A 16,817-nucleotide genomic window follows, 5' to 3' on the forward strand; every position below is an offset into this window, starting at 1 on the left:
TTACCCGAGCAGTTCGAGGTTGTGGACCTCGATGCCGGGCATGCTGTCCAGCCAGGCCTCCATCACTTCGCCAAGGAGACTTTCATGACCGGCAAGGCCAAGCCGCGTAGCCTCTGAGTTTGCAGGCGCATGGTCATGGTCGTCCCGGGGTGCGCCGTGTGAACAGGCGGAGCACATAAGCCTGATCCCGGACCAGTCATCGACGCCGCGTCCGCGCGGTCCGAAGAGGTCAGACAGCGCCTCGAGATCGTCGGAGCCTGCTCCGCTGACCTGCGCATGCCACGTGGGCAGCCCGGACTCGTCCAGCCGCTCAAGCTCATCGAAGACGGAGACTTCTTGATCGCCGAGCAGCCGGGATCCTTTGGGTTCGCCGTCGTGAAGGATGGCGTCCCTGAACCTGTGCCCGGATTCCGGCAGGGGAACACTCGAAATAACAGCGTGGGCAGGACTCCGGCGCCAGCACCAGACCACCTCGGCAGTACCGGAGGTAGGCGGCGCCTGATGGGGAAGGCTGGGCTGGTCGGGATTGAGCCGGACCGGGGCCAGCCCGCAATCCACGTCGATGATGCCGGTTTCGGCCCCGAAGCTGTCAAAGCCATAGGCTACCCACGCCCGCCGGGCGGTGGCCCAGTCACCCAATGCTGTTGCCGCAATACCTAAGTTCCAGGCTGCGGGATTGGCACCGTCGAACGCTTCGGCGTCCTGGGGGGTGAAGTGTTCCAGCGCCCGGGCATTCCGCTCCGCGCTTTCGGGCCAATTGCGACGGGCCTTGGACAGGAGACCCGCCTGGAACCAGCTGAAATACGACTGCGGAGTCAGCTGCAAGAGCTCGGAGGCAAGGGCTTCGGCCCAACCGGCGTCTCCTGCCTCATCCGCGGCCTGCCAGTCCGACCACACTTCCTGTGGCTTCCGCTTCTTCCCGAACCCAGCCGATCCATGTCCCCCCATCCGTCCAGTATGCAGCGCACCCAGTCGCGACAGCGGGATCTACGTGCTTGCTGCCGGGTCGGTCAAGATGAACGTTCGATGAAACGTACGGGAATCCCGGCCGGGTGCGGGGTCCCCCGTGCCTATCCTTGGCCAATGGCTCTCCATGCATCCGAGGCGCTGATCAACGCACGGTTCTCTACCGTGTGGGACGTCCTGACGGATTCGGGCAACATGACCGTTTGGAACTCGGGTATCACGGAGATCGACGGGGACCTGCGTGACGGTGAAACTGTCCGCATCACCACATTGCGCCGGGGCCGCCCGGTCCGCACACGGGTCCGGCAGGATCTGGACGATTTCGTGGCCGCGGCCCGGCACCACGCCGAACTGCTCGACAGGACGTCGTGACCGTGGCGGATCAGAAACGTGTCGGACCCTTGAAGAGCTCAGGGGATGCGCATCCCGAGTGGACCCTGATGTACCGCAGGGGCCTGTCCCGAAAGAAAATCGCCGAACTGGCCCGGGTCAAGGTCTCCGCCGTCGCGTCCCACCTCGCGGCAGCCAAAGCCGCAGACCCCGGTCTGAAGGCAGAGCACCGCGCAGCAGTGGACGATGCCGCCAGGAACGCGGCGCCCGGTATCAAGCGCCTGTATCAGCTGCTCGCCATGGTCGAGGCGACAGGCCGTTACCCCTCACGCAGCGCCGAGGACAAGGTGGAGCGGGAACTCGCCCAGTGGCTGCGGCGCCGCCGTCGTGATGCGGACGCCGGCATCCTGAACCCAGTCATCGGGGCAGGTCTGTCCGTCTTGCCGGACTGGCGGCGCAAGCCCCGCGAGGCCCGGGAAGATGAACAATGGCAGGACCATCTGCAGCAGCTGGCCGCGTACCGGGCCGCGGGACAGCCGTGGCCCCGCACCGCACCCGGCGTGACCGGGCCTGAAAAGGAACTCGGTGGGTGGCTGCGCAGCCAGCGGTACAAGTTCCGCCATGGCGACCTCTCCCCCGCACGTTCAGACGCGCTGGACGCCGCCCTGCCGGGATGGCTAACCAGCCGCAAAGCGGCTGCAGAACCGTACGACGGTCAGTCGCCCACTGCGTCTCGGCCGCGCCGCACGATGAGCGGGTCAGGTTCGTAGACCACGGAGGTGCCCTTCCCTTCGTAGTCGAACTGGTTGAGGAAGAAGCGCAGGGCGTTAAGGCGTGCACGTTTCTTATCAGACCTCCGACGCGACGATTGCCGAGGCGCCGGTGCTGCCGGCCAAGCGTGTCGAATTCGGCCAGGTACCCGGACGGGTCGACGAACGCGCAAACCAGGCGCACGCCCAACCCGTCCGTGAGTTCGGATGCGAGCACAATAGCCGCTGCGGCGGCGCCCATGGCACGCCGACGATCAGTGGTCCGTGTGTCCACGCAGACCCCTCGTCTCGGTCAAAAGGGATCACCCATCGGATCACCCGATGCAGCTACGAAGCGGAGGGGTCCAGGTGCGCGCTCTTGATCTCCGGGGGCGTAGCGCCCTGAAGGACCCAGCGGTTGCCGTCCGGATCGCTGAGGAATGCGAACTGCACGCCGCCCATGTCCTGGACCTCGCTGATGCCCGCGCCGCGGTCCAGCAGCTCGGCGCGCACTGCGCCAATGTCGGGCACGACGAGCTGCAGCCCTTCAAGGCTTCCCGGTGCCATGCCGGTCATTCCCGTGCCGATGACGATCGAGGCGGCGGATCCGGGGGGCGTCAGCTGCACCACCCTCATGCCGGGGATGTGCTCCACGTCGTGGTCCAGGACGAAGCCCAGCTTGTCCACGTAGAACGACTTCGCCGCGTCCACATCAGCGACCGGCACTTGCACAACTTCAAGGCGCATCTCCATGCGCCCCACCCTACCGCCGCCCGGGCAGCGGACAAGCACATTTCAGGCTTAGCTGCCCGACGGGAGCGCCGGCGGTTTCGACTCGGAACGACGCCTGGCAGCCTTGAGCCCACGCTTCCGCGCCAGCACAGCTCGCTTTGGGACATGGCTCTTATGGCTGTCGCGCTCCTTCATGCGCAGCGCCTTCCTCTGCTGCCGCCAGGCCCGCCTCGCATCCCGATTGATCCTCGAGAGCAGCACCACAGGAACGGCGAGCCAAAGCAGCGCCACCACGAACACCAATCCGATCGATACCAGCGGGTCCATGCAACAAGTTTAGGGTCGCCCACCATGAGTGGTAAGCAAACTTATCAATTCGTTATGAGATGGGCGGTCAACGCAGGTCAGCCCGCCAGGACCTGCCGGAGTCCGAAGTCCCCCACGGAGAACATCGGCCGGTTGTCGTCGGAGTTACTGAGCATGGCGGTGGACAGGACCAAGGCCCAGCCGCGGGCGCGCGTCCAGCTGCACCCGTCCACCGAGGAGCCAAAGGCGCCGATGAAGCGCTGGCGGGCGCCGGCGTCGAACATCAACCATCCCACCGCAAGGTCGACGGCGGGATCCCCTGCCCCCACATCGCCAAAGTCGATCACGCCGGCCAGCGACCCGTCGGCCGCGAGCAGGATGTTGGCTGGATGCAGGTCCCCGTGGAGCATCATCGCCGGACCGTCCCAGACGGGAGCCGCGCAGGCCTGCGCCCATACCGCCATCAGCTCTGCCGACTGCGGGTAGCGGTCCCGGTCCCCGAGCCGTTCGTGCACCACCGCGTTCCGGTCCAGCAGCGGCACCCCACGGACCGGATTCACCGGAACCCCTGCGGCGGCGGGCACGTGAAGCGCCCTGAGAAAGGCGGCCAGGCCGTCAACGGCAGGCGCACGGTCCGCCGGTCCGGCGTCCACAGCAGCGGTGCCGGAAACCCAGCGGACGATGCTCCACGGCCAAGGAAAGTCCGACGTCGGCCAGCCGGCATGGACGGGCACAGGAACCGGCACCGGGGACCGGCCTGCGATGCCGGGAAGGTACTGCTGCTCGTGCAGGATCAGCTGCACGGCTTCGTCGCGCCGGGGCAGCCGGACCGCCAGGTCGTCACCGAGCCGGAAGGTCGTGTTGTCCCAGCCGTTGGCAACCCGGATCAGGGAGCGGCTTGCGAGGTCGGGCCGCTGGTCCCGGATGAGGGCACGGACGACGGCGGCACTCACCTCCACCGTTGCCGCCGGCATTCCTGCCATTCAGGGACCCACCTCTCCGTGCGACGATGGCATCGTCTCGACCACGCACGTCACGACGCTGCCCGGTCAACAAACGATCAGTAGACGGTGCCCTCCAGCAGTTCCGCCAGCCGGGCCGCAGCGCGGCGAAGTTCCGGCACCCCTGCCTTGAGCCCCTTCTCGGTGGCAGCTTCCACCGGGCTGGTCAGGGCGACGGATTCACTGGGCAGCCCTGACCTGTTGATCGCCATCGCCACCGAGAGCACTCCCGTGGCGCGCTCATCCGCCGAGTAGGCGTAGTCGGTTCCCGGTTCAGGCAGGCGGGCCTTGAGCTCGGCCAGGCTGAAGCTGGGCTCTTCATGCCCGGCTGCCACCGCCCCCTTCACCACTTCCTGGAGATGTTCGTCCGGCGCCCCGGCCAGCAGGATTTTGCCGGCAGCGCCGACGGTCAGGGGTAGCCGCTTGCCCAGCGGCATGTCGTACCGGAGCGGGGCGTCGCCGTCGACGCGGACCACCAGGATGCGCTCGAAACCCAGCCGGGTGTACAAGGACGCGGTCATTCCGGTCTGCGCCGCCACCTGCTGGAGCACCGGACGGGACGCGGTCACCAGGGGGTCGTTCTCGATGTAGCTGCGCGCCGCGGGCAGCACGGCCGGGCCGATCCGGTATGTCTTGTCGGTCTGGCTGACCATGCCGAAATCCTGCAGCACCCGCAGGATGCGCAGCGTGGTGGGCAGGCTCATGCCGCAGTTCCGCGCCAGATCGCTGAGCCGCTGGGGCCGGTCGGCCCGCTGCAGTTCCGCGAAGACCTCCATGGCCCGCGACAGCGAGCGCATGTTGGAGGGCTTGCCGCCGTCGTCCGCTGCAGTACTGGGCTGCGTATTGGTGACCGTCATCCTTTCATTCTATGTAACTTCTGCGCCCTGCCACCCCGCTTGACAGCACCTGTGGGCCGTGTCACTATTTCTTCTGATGTAAGACACTTTCATTCTATGAAAGCAATTGGAAGGCATTTTTGATGACAACGGAGTCGACCATGACCCAGTCCCCCACCCGGGCGAGGCCAGCGCGCAGCGTTCTGGCCGGGATCGCCGCCTTCGGGGCACTGGGCGCCTACGTACTAGTCAGCTCGGTGGGCCTCGGCCTCTGGACCTCGCTGGGTCCCGGCCCCGGGCTGTTCCCGTTCGCCATGGGCGCGGTGCTCGCCGCGATGTCGGTCCTGTGGCTGCTTCAGGAGCTCAAGCGCCCCAGCACAACGGGTGAAGGGGCCGACGGCGGATTGGTGCTCGCCGTCGTCGTCAGCCTCGTGCTGCTGGCAGCGCTGCTGGACCTGCTCGGCTTCCAGCTGAGCATGTTCCTCTTCCTCATGTACCACCTGAAGATCCGGGGGAAGCGGAGCTGGCTGTCCGCACTGCTCACCGCCCTGGCCGGAAGCGTCGGAGCCTTCTACGCCTTCAACTACGGACTGAACGTGGCACTTCCGGTCTCATCCATCCCCGTCCTGAACCTGATCGGACTCTAGACATGGACACCCTCAACGAACTGCTGAACGGCTTCGCGGCCGCCCTCACCTGGCAGAACCTCATCTTCGCGTTCCTGGGCTGCCTGCTGGGCACGGTGATCGGCGTCCTTCCTGGCATCGGCCCGGTGGCCGGCGTCGCCCTGCTCATCCCGCTCACGCTCAACATGGACCCCACCGGCTCGATCATCATGCTTTGTGCCATCTTTTACGGCACGGCCTACGGGGGAACCATCACCAGCGTGCTGCTGAACACCCCGGGTGAAGCAGCATCGGCCATCACCACCATCGACGGCCACGCGATGACAAAGATGGGCAAGGCCGGTGCGGCCCTTACCATCGCCGCCATCGGCTCCTTCGTCGGCGGCACCATCGCCACCCTCGGACTCGTCGCTGCCGCCAAACCCCTGGGCGAACTCGGCCTGCTCGTCGGTCCCCCGGAGTTCTTCGCCCTCATGGTTGTCGGCATCTCCCTGCTCGTGGCGCTGGCCGGCAAATCGATGGTCAAGGCCCTGATCTCCGGAGCTCTTGGCCTGCTCATCTCCATGGTGGGCATCGACCCTGTGGCCGGCGCACCCCGCTTCACGTTTGGCATGGACCGGCTCCTGGACGGCGTGAGCTTTGTGGCCGTCATCGTCGGCGTCTTCGGCCTGTCCGAGATCCTCTCCTACCGCAAGGGTGAGTCAACCGTCGTGCACGCCCCCGGCTTCCGGTCCCTCCTGCCCACCAGGAACGAATGGCGCCGGAGCGCACCGTCCATGGCCCGCGGAACCGGCATCGGCTTCGGCCTCGGCCTGATACCCGGCATGACGGGATCGGTCGCGTCCCTGCTCTCCTACGGCGCCGAGAAGAAGTTCTCCAAGCACCGGAACGAACTGGGCAAGGGCGCCGTCGAAGGTGTTGCCGGGCCGGAGACGGCCAACAACGCCCATGCCAACGCCGCGCTCATCCCGCTGTTCACCCTCGGCATTCCTGCTTCGCCGACCATCGCCGTCCTCATGGGTGCCTTCCTCCAGCAGGGCCTCACCCCGGGACCGACGCTGTTCACCGAGCACTCCGAGATTGCCTGGGCGATCATCGCCAGCCTCTTCATCGGCAACCTCCTGCTGGTGCTCCTCAACGTCCCACTGGTTGGCCTGTGGACCTCCATCCTGCGGGTCCCGGCTCCGATCCTGACAGCGCTGATCCTGCTCTTCATGGTCATCGGCGCGTACACCATCAACTTCAGCGTCTTCGATGTCTTCGTGATGATCGGCTTCGGCCTGCTGGGCCTGGCCCTTCGGCACCTGGAGATCCCGCTGGCCCCCATGGTCCTCACCCTGGTCCTGGGCCCGCTGATGGAACGGTCGCTGCGCGAATCACTGGAAATCTCCCAGGGCGACTTCAGTATCTTCCTCAACCGCCCCATCTCGGCCGTGCTCATCGCACTGGGGCTCCTGATCATCTGCAGCCCGCTGCTGAAGCTCCGCAAGCCCAAGGCCCTGACCGACGACCCCGAAACCTAGACCCCAACCCGCGCTCCCCTCAACCAACAAACAATCTCTTCGAAGGAGAAGACACATGTCTCGCAAGAAAGTAACCGCAGCCATTGCTGCCGCCGCCCTGCTCGCCCTCACCGGGTGCGGTGCCAACTCCGGCGCAACCTCCGCAGCCGGCGGCGACTTCCCCAAGAAGGGCAAGTCCATTGACCTCGTCGTCGCCTTCTCCTCGGGCGGGGCCGTGGACACCGCAGCCCGCCTGGTCCAGCCCGTCCTGGAGAAGGAACTCGGCACCAACGTCGAGGTCATCAACAAGCCTGGCGCCGGCGGCCAGATCGGCTACACCCAACTGACCAGCGCCAAGCCCGACGGCTACACCATCGGCGCCACCGGTTCCCCGTCCGTCGTCGTGTCCCCCCTGGACCCCGCCCGCGGCGCGAAATACACCCGCAGCAGCTTCCAGCCGCTGGGCCGCCAGGTCATTGATCCGGCCGTCATCGCCGTCCAACCGGACAGCCCGTACAAGACGCTGAAAGAACTGCTGGACGCGGCCAAGGCCAAGCCCAAGTCCATGACCGCCAGCACCACCGGTCTGCAGACCGGCGAGCACTTCGCGCTTGCGCAGATCCAGGAAACCACGGGCGCCGAGTTCGCACCGGTGCACTTCTCCGAAGGAGCCTCTCAGGCCACCACGGCATTCCTCGGCAAGCACGTCGACATCCTGGTGGCCAACGTCAGCGACGTCACAGACCTGACCAAGCAGAACAAGGCCCGCGTCCTGGGCATCATGACCGCCGAGCGGTCCCCGTCGCTTCCGGACGTCCCCACGTTCAAGGAAAGCGGTTACGACGTCGAGGCCGGCACCGCCCGCGGTTACTCCGCCCCCGCCGGCCTGCCGGACGCCGTCGCCAAGAAGCTCGAGGCCGCCTTCAAGAAGGCCATCGAGGACCCGGAGGTCGTCAAGAAGATGAACGACCTCGGCCTGCAGACCAGCTACCTCTCCGGCAAGGACTACGGGACGTTCTGGGCAGGACAGGAGGCGGACTTCAAGAAGGTTCTGCCGATGGTCCAAAAGAAAGACTAAGTCCAGAAGAAGGACTAGCCCGCCCGCGTACACCCCACCGATCCACGCCCATACCAACACCACCAGGGAAGACACCGCCATGACCACCCCCGCCCTTCAGGACACCTCCTTCACCCGCCCGGACCAGGGACTGGTCGACCGGCTGGCCAAGCTGCCCGCCGCCAACATCGGTGACGCCATGGACCGGCTGGGAGTTGCCGACTCCGCGATCCAGGCGATCTGGCCCGGGGCGAAAATCGCGGGCCCCGCTTTCACCGTCTGGACCCGCCCCGGGGACAACCAGGGCATCCACCAGGCCCTGGGGCTGGCCAAGCCGGGGGATGTCATCGTGGTCTCCGGGGGCGGCGACGCGTCCCGCGCCCTCCTGGGCGAACTGATCGGCGAGCGCGCCATCAACCTCGGCATCGCGGGCTTCGCCCTTGACGGTGCGGCCCGCGATGCCGAGGCCCTCGGCGAGATCGGCATGCCGGTCTTCGCCCGGGCGGTCACCCCTGCAGGCCCGTACAAGAACGGCCCGCACCGCATCGGCGGCCCCGTCGCCTTCGGCGGCGTTCCCGTCCTGCCCGGCGACATCATCATCGGTGACTCCGACGGCGTCGTGGTCATCCCCCTGGAGCAGGCCGAGGCGGTGGCGGAAGCCGCCGAAGCCGTCTTCGCCGACGAAACCAACCGCCGGGCGTCGATCGTCGCCGCCCGCGGCCAGTAAGTAAGGAAACACATCCCATGACAAAGTGCACCATCATCGGCCTGGGCGAAGCAGGTGCGGCCTACGCGGAAGCACTCGCCGCCGCGGGCCACCAGGTCACCGGGTTTGACCCGGTGGCCACCGCCACCCCGCAGGGAACGTCCCGGGCAGCCACCGCCGCCGAAGCCTGCAAGGGCGCGGACATCGTCCTGGTGCTCACCGGCGCGGCCGCTGCCCGCAGCGTCGCCACGGAGTGCCTGCCGGTGCTCCCGGCAGGCAGCACCTATGCCGACTTCACGTCCTCATCCCCCGCTGTGATGCAGGAGCTCGGCCAGCTGCCCGGCCAGGCGAGCTTTGCGGACGTCGCGATCCTTGGGCCCGTCGCCGCCCTGGGCGCCAAAACGCCGCTCATGGTCAGCGGTCCCGGATCTGCTGCGGTGGCGCAGCTGCTGACGCCGCTGGGTGTCGACGTCGAAATCGCCGACGGCGGGCCGGGGGCGGCCATGTCCCACAAGCTGCTGCGCAGCGTCCTGATGAAGGGCCTGGCATCGGTGGTGGTGGAAGCGGTCACCGCCGGCCAGGCAGCCGGACTTGAAAGCTGGATCCGGGAGCAGATCGCCCGCCAGCTCGCCGGTGACGGCCAGGCCGTCATCGACAGGTTCCTCGAGGGAACGTCCAAGCACGCCGTGCGCCGTTCGCGGGAAATGCAGGACACTGCGCAATACCTTGCCGAACTCGGTGTCCCCGCAGAAATGACGGTCGCTTCGGCTGCTGCGCTGACGCGCATCGCTGCGGCACCGGCACCGGAGGCCGCCCTGCGCTGAACGCGCATGAGGCAGAATCAATAAAAGGGAGTCAACGATGAATCCGGAAGCAAACGAACACCCCAAAGGAGCAGCCCGATGATCGGCATCTGGGCACTCGGAGCCTATCTGGCTGTCATTCTGCTCTGGACGACTGTCATCAAACGCAGCGTCGGCGAAGCGATGCTCCTCGGATTCCTCGTTGTCCTTCCGTTTACCGGGGCCGCCGGCCAGGTCGGCTGGGACGCGTTCTACGACGCCATCACCGATGAAATCGTCTATGCCACCATGGCGTTCGTCTTCATGGGGTACCTGCTGGAACGGACCGGCGTGCTGGACCGGCTCATCGACCTGCTTAACTCCCTGATCGGAGGGGTCAAGGGCGGTCCGGCCTGGGTCTCCACGGTCGCGTCGGCCGGCCTGGGCGGCGTGGTGCACAATCAAGCCGCGATCGCCGCGACCGTAGGCTCGGTGACTATCCCGTGGATGGAAAAGTCCCGCCTCGACAAACCGTCCGCGGCAACGCTCGTGGCAGGGAACGCGGGAATGGGCATCACGTTCCCGTTCAGCGCCTCCATGTTCGTCCTCGTGGGATCCTCCACCGTCGGGCCGCTGCTAAAGGTCAACGACCTCGTCCTACCCCTGCTGATCGGTGGGCTCTGGTGCTTCCTGCACCGCCTGATCGTCACCTACGTGCTGATCCGCAAGAGCGACATGGCACCCCTCGACCCGGCGCACCGGACACCCGTCCGCCGGGCGTTCGCCCAAGGCTGGGCCACCATGATCCTGTTCGTGGTGGTGGCCGTCCCGCTGATCCTCACCTCCGGCCCGATCGCCGATACCCTCTCGGACTGGACGGGCTCGGACGTGGCCAAGACCGTCAGCGTCATCGTCTGGATCCCTGTGGTCCTGATCCTCACGGGAATCATCCTCGGACGGAAAAGGCTGCCCCGCGGCAGGAAGGCCTACTGGGACTTCCTGCAGCAGTCCGCACCGCGCTTCGGGGTCGTCGGCGTCACGGTGGTTTTCGCCTTCGCGGGCGCCAACGCCCTGGCCGCCACCGGGTTGCCCAAACAAATGACGGCACTCCTGAACCAGTTCAACCTGCCGCTGTGGCTGCTGGCCATCCTGATCGGACTGATTGTCATCGCTGTGGCGGCACCCCTGTCCGCGACGGCGACCATGGCCGCCGTCGGAACCGTGGGTGTGGCGACGCTGGTGGCCGCCGGCGTTCCGGCCACCACGGCGGCAGTCGCCGTGCTGGTCTTCTCCTCCTGCGAGGCGGCCGTGCCGCCCGGTGGTGCTCCGCTTTACGTCGCGTGCGGCATCGCCGATGTTGATCCGTACAAGACGTTTGCCCGCTTGTTCGTCCTCTACGCCCTGCCGCTGCTGGCCATCGGCGTGCTGATCGCCGTCGGCGTCCTGCCGACCTAAGGAAGCGTCGAAATGCAGAAGCTACGACACACCATCAACGCCGTCTTCGTGATCAGCCTGGCGGTACTCCTCATCGCCGGGATAGTTTTCGTTGCCGGCCAGGCCCTGGCCCTGATCACCGGGCAGGGCGACTGGCTCGCAGTCCTCAACGAAGCCGTCAAAGGCCCCGCGTGCATCGCCGCGTCCGTCTGCGCGATCGCCGGTTTCCTCCTCAGCTACAAGACCTCGGCGAAACAGAACAACCCGCAGCAGGAAGCCCGCACCCCATGACATCCACGGAATCCGGCACTACCTATCCCTCCTACGTGGCGTTGCTGGAACGGGAAGGGCGCCTCGCGGGAACCTCGTGGGGCCTGTTTCCCGACGCCGAGCGCGGTACGCCGTCCTTCATCCAGCCTGATTCCGTCCGGGACGCCGCGGACTGCGTCCGGACCGGCACCGTCTTCGGCCTCGACTACCCCGCCGACGCGTTCGACCCCGGCATGTCCCTGAAGCGAAGGGCTCCCCGGCACACGATCTACTCCGCGCACCCAGCCCACCGAGACGACTTCCTCGACGGTTACTACCTGCAGGGCTCCAGCCAGATCGACGGGCTCCGGCACCGCCGGGCGGACGACGTCGGCTTCTACAACGGCACGCCCGACGACGACATCCGGGAGGGAACCGCAGCCCTCGGAATCCAAACCTGGGCCGAGCAGCCCATCGTCGTCCGGGGCGTGCTGGTGGACCTCGACCTATACTGCCGGGACCAGGGCACGCCGATCGACCATGCGGCCGGGGAGTCTCTTGGACTCGGCCTGATCCAGGCTGCCGTCCGGGCCCAGTCCGTGGCCCTCCGTCCCGGCGATATCCTCATGCTGCACACGGGGTGGTGCGAGTGGTTCCTCGCGCTCCCGGCCGGGGAAAAGGAGAGCCAGCGCGACAGCCGCCGGGCCAGCGGCATCGAACAGTCGGCAGAGTTCGTCGCCTGGGCCTGGGACAACCAACTGGCCGTCATCGCCGCCGACAACTTCGCCGTCGAGTGCCTGCCCCCGGTCCCCTCCAGTCCGTTCCGGAGCACAGCGCCCAATGATCACGGCATGATGCACCAGCAGTTGCTCGCCAAGCTCGGACTGCCGCTGGGGGAACTCTGGCAGCTTGGCCCGCTCAGCCGGCACATGAAGGCCACTGGCAACTGGGACGCCCTGGTCACCGTCAAACCGCTGAACATCACCGGCGCCACGGGGTCACCGGCTAACGCCACGGCAGTGACGTAGCCTAGCCGGCAGTTTCCGCCGCCGTGCCTGGGCGGTGAGTTCGTGCGCGCCGTAGCTGTTGTCGTCGGGACTGACATGCACGCCGGTGCGGCCAAGCGGGCGGTACTCCATGGTGGCTCCTTCTTCTTTGTTTTCAGGCCTCGGGAATGACCATGGCGAAACGCTCAATGCGGGCCTCGTCCGGGTCCGGTCCGTTGCGCACGCCGGCGTCGAGGGCATCGATCGATGCGAGCTCGTCGGCACTGAGCTCGAAGTCGAAGACGTCGAAGTTCTCCGCAATGCGTGCCGGGTTGGTCGATTTCGGGATCGCCGAGCGGCCCTGCTGCAGGTGCCAGCGCAGCATGACCTGGGCAGGGCTCTTGCCGTGCGCCTGCCCGATGGCGGCGATAGTGCGGTCTTCCATCACGTTCCGGCGGTCCTCGCCCCAGCCGGGGTAGAAGGTGATGCCGCCGATGGGGGACCAGGCCTGGGTGAGGATGCCGTTTTCGGCGTCGGCTGCCTGGACGTCCCTCTGGGTGAAGTAGGGGTGCAGCTCGATCTGGTTCACGGCCGGAACGACGTCGGTCGCGGCGAGCAGCTGCTCCAGGTGGTGCGGCATGAAGTTGCTGACGCCGATTGCCCGGACGCGCCCGTCGGCGAGGAGGGTCTCCAGCGCCCTGTACGCGGCGATGGTTTTCTCGAACCGGTCGGGTGCGGGCTGGTGCAGGATAAGCAGGTCGAGGTAGTCGACGCCGAGTTTGGCCACCGCCTTCTCCCAGGCGTGCAGGGTCTCGTCGTAGCCGTAGTCGCTCACCCAGACCTTGGTCTCGATGAACACGTCCGCACGGTCGACGCCGGAACGGCGGATGCCTTCGCCCACCTCCCGTTCGTTGCCGTACGCGGCGGCGGTGTCGATGTGCCGGTAGCCGGCCGCCAGCGCTGCCTCGACCGCCGCCGTCGTCTTCTCCGGTGGGCTTTGGAAAACGCCCAAACCGAGGGCGGGCATCGTGATGCCGCTGTTGAGTGTAAGTTCGGGTTTCATGCCTTCAATGCAACCGTGATTTCGCAGAGGCCGGGAGTGCCTGTCGTTCCGGGTAATGCCAGTGCCTCCCTCGGGCATCAGCCGCCGCGTAGCGTTGATGCCATGACACACAGCGACGACGTGCGGAAATTCCTGACCTCCCGGCGGGCCAGGATCACGCCCGAGGAAGCCGGCTTACCGGTCTACGGCGGGAACCGGCGCGTGGCCGGGCTGCGCCGCGAGGAAGTCGCCATGCTCGCCGGAATGAGCATCGATTACTACATCCGTTTGGAGCGCGGAAACCTCTCCGGCGCCTCCGACAGCGTCATCGAAGCCCTTGCCCGGGCCCTGAAGCTCGACGACGCCGAAACGGCTCACCTCTTCGACCTCGCCCGCGCGGCCACCGCCTCCCCCCGGGTGCGGCGCAAGCGCAGCCCGCAGACAGTACGGCCGAGCGTCCAGCGAGTCATTGATGCGATTACGACGGCGCCGGCATGGGTCCGCAACGACCGCGGCGACGTCCTGGCGGCCAACGAACTCGGCCGGGCGCTGTACCTGGACCTGATGGCCGAGCAGGTCACCCCGCCGAACAGCGCACGGTTCACCTTCCTGAACCCGAAGGCGCGGGAGTTCTTTGCCGACTGGGAGCGCGCCGCGGACGACATCGTCGCGGTCCTGCGCTCCACCGCGGGGAAGAACCCCTACGACAAGGACCTCTCGGATCTGATCGGCGAACTCTCGACCCGCAGCGAGGAGTTCCGCATCCGGTGGGCCAGGCACGACGTGAAGTACCACCGCACCGGCCGCAAACGGCTCCACCACCCGATCGTCGGGGACCTGGACCTGAGCTTCGAAGCGCTCGAGCTCCCCGCTGATCCCGGGCTACGGATCAACGTGTACACGGCAGACCCCAATACACCGTCGGAAGACGCGCTGAAAGTCCTTGCGAGCTGGGCCGCCACTCAACGGGCAACGGCAGAAATGCCCGTCGAGGAGAAGAAGTAACCGGCCGTCGCCCCAGCCCCGCACCCGGCGACTTGTTAGCCACGTCACATTGGTCTATCGTAGTCGGGGGCCACAGCGTGGTGGCCCTTTCTAAATTGGGGAGAAAATTAGTGAACGAGAAGCTGCGGGTGCTGGTCAGTGTTGACCTCGACGGCGCCAAGGCCCAGGTCAAGACCCAGGGTCACGTAACTGTTCAAAGCATCAAGGGCCTGTACGACGTGATGAAGCGAGCCGACTCGCTGGTCCCGGGGCTGGCACTGGAACTTGATATGACCCTGGCCGAGGTGGAACCCCAGGCCATGGAGGAGCTCCGCGGCTGCGCCCGCACCCACCACTTTCCGCTGCAGGTCGATCCGCTGCAGCGCAACTACCGGTTCAGCATCCTGGCGCCGAAACTCACAGCCCCGGAAATCGCAGCGCCGAACCTGGCAGTTTTGCCGGTACCCACACCCGTGCTGGCAGCGGCCTGAGCTAAATCCCGGAGGCCCAGTCGTCGTCGTAATAGCGGCCGCGGAAGTGGGCACGGAGGTACTCCCCCACAACCGCGGCGCCGAGATCCCCGGTGTCTGGGGCGACCACCCGGCCGTCGATCCGGCGGGCCAGCCGCCGGACGAACCGTTCAAGCCCCGGGTCATCGCCGAGCCGGAAGAACGTGGCCTGCGTGCCCGCACGCCCGAGCCGGTCCAGCTCGGCGGCCGTGACGCGGATGGTCTCCGGATCCGGCGGCCAGCAGAACCACGACTCGCCGTCGCCCAGCAGGTGCGCGGTGGGCTCGCCGTCGGTCACCACGAGGAGGACGGGCTGCATCGACGGGTGCTGGCGGAAGAACCGGCCGGCCAGCAGCAGCCCGTGGTGCAGGTTGGTCCCCTGCTCGCGAAACGCCGGCAGGGCCGTGAGCTCGCCGATGTCCATCGACTGCGCGTAGCGTCCGAATGTAATCAGCTGCAGCCGGTCCCCGCGGAACCGGGTGGAGACGAGGTGGTGCAGGGCGAGCGCCGTGCGCTTCATCGGCACCCACCGCCCCTCGGCAGCCATCGAGAAGGACACGTCCGCCAGCAGGACGACGGCAGCCTGGGTGCGGGCCTCCGTCTCCGTCACCTCGATGTCCCCCACCGCCAGACGCAGCCCGCCGCCCGGATCGCCGCCGTCGGCCATGGTGCGCCGGATGGCATTGGTTATGGTGCGGGTGACGTCCCACGGTTCGGCGTCGCCGAACTCCCACTGCCGGCTGGACCCGGTCTGCTCGCCGGCGGCGCCCGCGACGCGCGTGTCCCGGCCGCCCTGCCGGCCGGACAGCTGCTTGGCGGTGTCCCGCAGCAGCGACTTCCCGAGCCGCCGCATGGCCTGCGGCGACAGCCGGAGGTCTCCGTCGGCCCCACGCCGCAAATATCCGCCGTCCTGCATGGCCCGCTCGATTTCCGCGAGGGTCCGGGCGGTCACGGCGGCGTTCTGCCCGAGCTGGCGGGCGAGGGCGTCCAGGTCCAGGTCGTCGAGGGTGGATCCGTTGTACTGCTGGGAGAGCTGTTCGGACAGCTCGTCGAGTTCGGCGATGTCCTGCAGCACGCCGGTGCCGTCACCCAGCCCAAGCCCTTCCTGGCCCCCGAACCGTTCGGAGCCGCTCCAGTCCTCGCCGGGGCGCAGGGCGCGCAGGCTGTCGTCGAGCTGGTTCAGCTGTGCCATGAGGTCGGCCGAGCCGAACGCCTGGGCGGACAGCCGCATCAGCTCCTCGCGCTGCTCGGGGGACATGGATTGCAGCATCCGCTGGGCCGCGGCGGCGCGCTTGGCAAGGGCGTCCACGAGCTCCTCGACTGACTGCGGATTCTCCGGAAAGTAATCACCGTGCTTGGCCATGAACTCCTGGAAGTCCGCCTCCGTGTCTTCGCCGAGGCGGTGCTTGCCGAGCAGTTCGTTGAGGTCGCGCAGCATCTCGCTCACGGCTTCGCGGTCCTCGTCCGTGGCGTTCTCGAGCGCCTGCTTCATGCCGGCGAACCGCTGGTCAAGGACCTCGCGGCCCAGCAGGTCCTTGATCCTCTCGTAGGCCTCCCGGGCGCTGCTCGACTGCCAGTCGTAGGACGCGAGTTCGTTGACCGCGGCCGCCGTGGACTGCGGGAGGTTCTGCAGCTGCATCTCGCGGAAGGCGCGGTCATTGTTATCCATCATGGCGTCGCGGGCCAGCTGCTTGCGCTCCTCCAGCACTGCAGTGTCCAGCAGCTTCCTGACCTCGTTAAGGGTGCCGTCCAGCCGATGGCGGCCCAGCAGTTCACTCCGCCGCTGCTGGACCCGGCGGGCCAGATTGTCGAGCCCGTCGCGGTTCCGGCCCCCGCGCCGCAGGAACTCCTGCAGGGCATGCCGCGGCGAGTAGCCTTCCATCACGTCCTCGGCGATCGCCTCCAGTGCCTCCGCCAGGTCCACCGGCGGGGCAAGCGGATCCGGACCTCCGGCGTACCGGCCGTACCTGGACCGGTTGTGCAGGGTCATGATGCCTCCTGTCCTCGCTAATCTGTACCC

General features: G+C 67.2%; 19 protein-coding genes and 1 pseudogene. 12 read left to right on the plus strand and 8 right to left on the minus strand.

Features of this window, described 5'->3' with window-relative positions:
• Window positions 1–948: a tetratricopeptide repeat protein gene (locus G9E11_RS19330; protein ID WP_218625945.1), complete on the minus strand. Its 948-nt coding sequence runs from the start codon at window positions 946–948 to the stop codon at window positions 1–3.
• A 135-nt stretch (window positions 949–1,083) separates the two neighbouring features.
• On the opposite strand from G9E11_RS19330, the gene G9E11_RS19335 reads away from it, so the two are divergent.
• Together G9E11_RS19335 and G9E11_RS21555 are read left to right on the plus strand one after the other, a co-directional pair.
• Window positions 1,084–1,338 (plus strand): SRPBCC family protein, encoded by a 255-nt coding sequence (locus tag G9E11_RS19335; RefSeq protein WP_190608843.1) that lies wholly within the window; start codon window positions 1,084–1,086, stop codon window positions 1,336–1,338.
• A gap of 2 nt (window positions 1,339–1,340) precedes the next feature.
• On the plus strand, window positions 1,341–2,066 hold the full coding sequence (locus G9E11_RS21555; protein ID WP_190608846.1) for a helicase associated domain-containing protein: 726 nt from the start codon (window positions 1,341–1,343) through the stop codon (window positions 2,064–2,066).
• On the opposite strand, the pseudogene G9E11_RS21290 reads toward G9E11_RS21555, so the two are convergent.
• The 5 genes and pseudogenes from G9E11_RS21290 to G9E11_RS19360 form a co-directional block, all read right to left on the minus strand.
• Window positions 2,012–2,155: pseudogene (locus tag G9E11_RS21290) on the minus strand (polyphosphate kinase 2); the annotation flags it as partial. The gene G9E11_RS21555 and the pseudogene G9E11_RS21290 overlap by 55 nt on opposite strands.
• A gap of 238 nt (window positions 2,156–2,393) precedes the next feature.
• A complete protein-coding gene (locus tag G9E11_RS19345) occupies window positions 2,394–2,798 on the minus strand; it encodes a VOC family protein (protein WP_190608848.1) in 405 nt (134 codons plus the stop codon).
• A gap of 48 nt (window positions 2,799–2,846) precedes the next feature.
• A complete protein-coding gene (locus tag G9E11_RS19350) occupies window positions 2,847–3,104 on the minus strand; it encodes a hypothetical protein (protein ID WP_190608850.1) in 258 nt (85 codons plus the stop codon).
• A 77-nt stretch (window positions 3,105–3,181) separates the two neighbouring features.
• The gene (locus G9E11_RS19355; protein WP_190608852.1) at window positions 3,182–4,066 is read right to left on the minus strand and encodes an aminoglycoside phosphotransferase family protein; all 885 of its coding nucleotides are present in this window, start codon (window positions 4,064–4,066) and stop codon (window positions 3,182–3,184) included.
• 77 nt (window positions 4,067–4,143) lie between these two features.
• On the minus strand, window positions 4,144–4,941 hold the full coding sequence (locus G9E11_RS19360) for an IclR family transcriptional regulator (protein WP_190608855.1): 798 nt from the start codon (window positions 4,939–4,941) through the stop codon (window positions 4,144–4,146).
• Between the two features lie 122 nt (window positions 4,942–5,063).
• Here G9E11_RS19360 and G9E11_RS19365 point away from each other — a divergent pair, with 122 nt between their 5' ends.
• From G9E11_RS19365 to G9E11_RS19400, 8 genes are all read left to right on the plus strand, one after another.
• Complete coding sequence (locus G9E11_RS19365; protein ID WP_190608858.1) at window positions 5,064–5,567, plus strand: tripartite tricarboxylate transporter TctB family protein; 504 nt, start codon at window positions 5,064–5,066, stop codon at window positions 5,565–5,567.
• A gap of 2 nt (window positions 5,568–5,569) precedes the next feature.
• Entirely contained in the window at window positions 5,570–7,069 is a 1,500-nt protein-coding gene (locus G9E11_RS19370; protein ID WP_111905673.1) for a tripartite tricarboxylate transporter permease, read from the plus strand.
• Between the two features lie 55 nt (window positions 7,070–7,124).
• Window positions 7,125–8,126 carry a tripartite tricarboxylate transporter substrate binding protein gene (locus tag G9E11_RS19375; protein ID WP_190608861.1) on the plus strand — a complete coding sequence of 334 codons (1,002 nt, stop codon included), beginning with the start codon at window positions 7,125–7,127 and terminating at the stop codon, window positions 8,124–8,126.
• 79 nt (window positions 8,127–8,205) lie between these two features.
• On the plus strand, window positions 8,206–8,832 hold the full coding sequence (locus G9E11_RS19380) for an RraA family protein (RefSeq protein ID WP_190608863.1): 627 nt from the start codon (window positions 8,206–8,208) through the stop codon (window positions 8,830–8,832).
• A gap of 17 nt (window positions 8,833–8,849) precedes the next feature.
• The gene (locus G9E11_RS19385; protein ID WP_190608865.1) at window positions 8,850–9,635 is read left to right on the plus strand and encodes an NAD(P)-dependent oxidoreductase; all 786 of its coding nucleotides are present in this window, start codon (window positions 8,850–8,852) and stop codon (window positions 9,633–9,635) included.
• A 78-nt stretch (window positions 9,636–9,713) separates the two neighbouring features.
• Complete coding sequence (locus tag G9E11_RS19390) at window positions 9,714–11,048, plus strand: TRAP transporter large permease subunit (RefSeq protein WP_190608867.1); 1,335 nt, start codon at window positions 9,714–9,716, stop codon at window positions 11,046–11,048.
• Between the two features lie 12 nt (window positions 11,049–11,060).
• The gene (locus G9E11_RS19395; protein WP_190608869.1) at window positions 11,061–11,318 is read left to right on the plus strand and encodes a hypothetical protein; all 258 of its coding nucleotides are present in this window, start codon (window positions 11,061–11,063) and stop codon (window positions 11,316–11,318) included.
• Window positions 11,315–12,304: a cyclase family protein gene (locus G9E11_RS19400; protein WP_190608871.1), complete on the plus strand. Its 990-nt coding sequence runs from the start codon at window positions 11,315–11,317 to the stop codon at window positions 12,302–12,304. The genes G9E11_RS19395 and G9E11_RS19400 overlap by 4 nt, the downstream gene beginning before the upstream one ends.
• A 133-nt stretch (window positions 12,305–12,437) precedes the next feature.
• Here G9E11_RS19400 and G9E11_RS19405 read toward each other — a convergent pair whose 3' ends face one another.
• Window positions 12,438–13,325 (minus strand): aldo/keto reductase, encoded by an 888-nt coding sequence (locus G9E11_RS19405; protein ID WP_190608873.1) that lies wholly within the window; start codon window positions 13,323–13,325, stop codon window positions 12,438–12,440.
• A gap of 102 nt (window positions 13,326–13,427) precedes the next feature.
• On the opposite strand from G9E11_RS19405, the gene G9E11_RS19410 reads away from it, so the two are divergent.
• Complete coding sequence (locus G9E11_RS19410) at window positions 13,428–14,309, plus strand: helix-turn-helix transcriptional regulator (protein ID WP_190608875.1); 882 nt, start codon at window positions 13,428–13,430, stop codon at window positions 14,307–14,309.
• A 110-nt stretch (window positions 14,310–14,419) separates the two neighbouring features.
• Window positions 14,420–14,779: a hypothetical protein gene (locus G9E11_RS19415; RefSeq protein ID WP_190608877.1), complete on the plus strand. Its 360-nt coding sequence runs from the start codon at window positions 14,420–14,422 to the stop codon at window positions 14,777–14,779.
• A gap of 1 nt (window position 14,780) precedes the next feature.
• On the opposite strand, the gene G9E11_RS19420 is transcribed toward G9E11_RS19415, so the two are convergent.
• Window positions 14,781–16,787 carry a vWA domain-containing protein gene (locus G9E11_RS19420; RefSeq protein WP_190608880.1) on the minus strand — a complete coding sequence of 669 codons (2,007 nt, stop codon included), beginning with the start codon at window positions 16,785–16,787 and terminating at the stop codon, window positions 14,781–14,783.
• Window positions 16,788–16,817 lie beyond the last annotated feature (30 nt).

The sequence above is a fragment of the Arthrobacter ipis genome, assembly GCF_014694315.1.
Lineage (GTDB): Bacteria > Actinomycetota > Actinomycetes > Actinomycetales > Micrococcaceae > Arthrobacter > Arthrobacter ipis.

Excerpts from the sequence above, each read along its gene's own strand:
- G9E11_RS19360 (WP_190608855.1), bottom strand. The coding sequence starts at position 4,941 with ATGACGGTCACCAATACGCAGCCCAGTACTGCAGCGGACGACGGCGGC.
- G9E11_RS19400 (WP_190608871.1), top strand. The coding sequence starts at position 11,315 with ATGACATCCACGGAATCCGGCACTACCTATCCCTCCTACGTGGCGTTG.
- G9E11_RS19330 (WP_218625945.1), bottom strand. The coding sequence starts at position 948 with ATGGGGGGACATGGATCGGCTGGGTTCGGGAAGAAGCGGAAGCCACAG.
- G9E11_RS19385 (WP_190608865.1), top strand. The coding sequence starts at position 8,850 with ATGACAAAGTGCACCATCATCGGCCTGGGCGAAGCAGGTGCGGCCTAC.
- G9E11_RS19405 (WP_190608873.1), bottom strand. The coding sequence starts at position 13,325 with ATGAAACCCGAACTTACACTCAACAGCGGCATCACGATGCCCGCCCTC.
- G9E11_RS19375 (WP_190608861.1), top strand. The coding sequence starts at position 7,125 with ATGTCTCGCAAGAAAGTAACCGCAGCCATTGCTGCCGCCGCCCTGCTC.
- G9E11_RS19335 (WP_190608843.1), top strand. The coding sequence starts at position 1,084 with ATGGCTCTCCATGCATCCGAGGCGCTGATCAACGCACGGTTCTCTACC.
- G9E11_RS19380 (WP_190608863.1), top strand. The coding sequence starts at position 8,206 with ATGACCACCCCCGCCCTTCAGGACACCTCCTTCACCCGCCCGGACCAG.
- G9E11_RS19345 (WP_190608848.1), bottom strand. The coding sequence starts at position 2,798 with ATGGAGATGCGCCTTGAAGTTGTGCAAGTGCCGGTCGCTGATGTGGAC.
- G9E11_RS19365 (WP_190608858.1), top strand. The coding sequence starts at position 5,064 with ATGACAACGGAGTCGACCATGACCCAGTCCCCCACCCGGGCGAGGCCA.
- G9E11_RS19390 (WP_190608867.1), top strand. The coding sequence starts at position 9,714 with ATGATCGGCATCTGGGCACTCGGAGCCTATCTGGCTGTCATTCTGCTC.
- G9E11_RS19420 (WP_190608880.1), bottom strand. The coding sequence starts at position 16,787 with ATGACCCTGCACAACCGGTCCAGGTACGGCCGGTACGCCGGAGGTCCG.
- G9E11_RS19410 (WP_190608875.1), top strand. The coding sequence starts at position 13,428 with ATGACACACAGCGACGACGTGCGGAAATTCCTGACCTCCCGGCGGGCC.
- G9E11_RS19395 (WP_190608869.1), top strand. The coding sequence starts at position 11,061 with ATGCAGAAGCTACGACACACCATCAACGCCGTCTTCGTGATCAGCCTG.
- G9E11_RS19370 (WP_111905673.1), top strand. The coding sequence starts at position 5,570 with ATGGACACCCTCAACGAACTGCTGAACGGCTTCGCGGCCGCCCTCACC.
- G9E11_RS19350 (WP_190608850.1), bottom strand. The coding sequence starts at position 3,104 with ATGGACCCGCTGGTATCGATCGGATTGGTGTTCGTGGTGGCGCTGCTT.
- G9E11_RS19355 (WP_190608852.1), bottom strand. The coding sequence starts at position 4,066 with ATGGCAGGAATGCCGGCGGCAACGGTGGAGGTGAGTGCCGCCGTCGTC.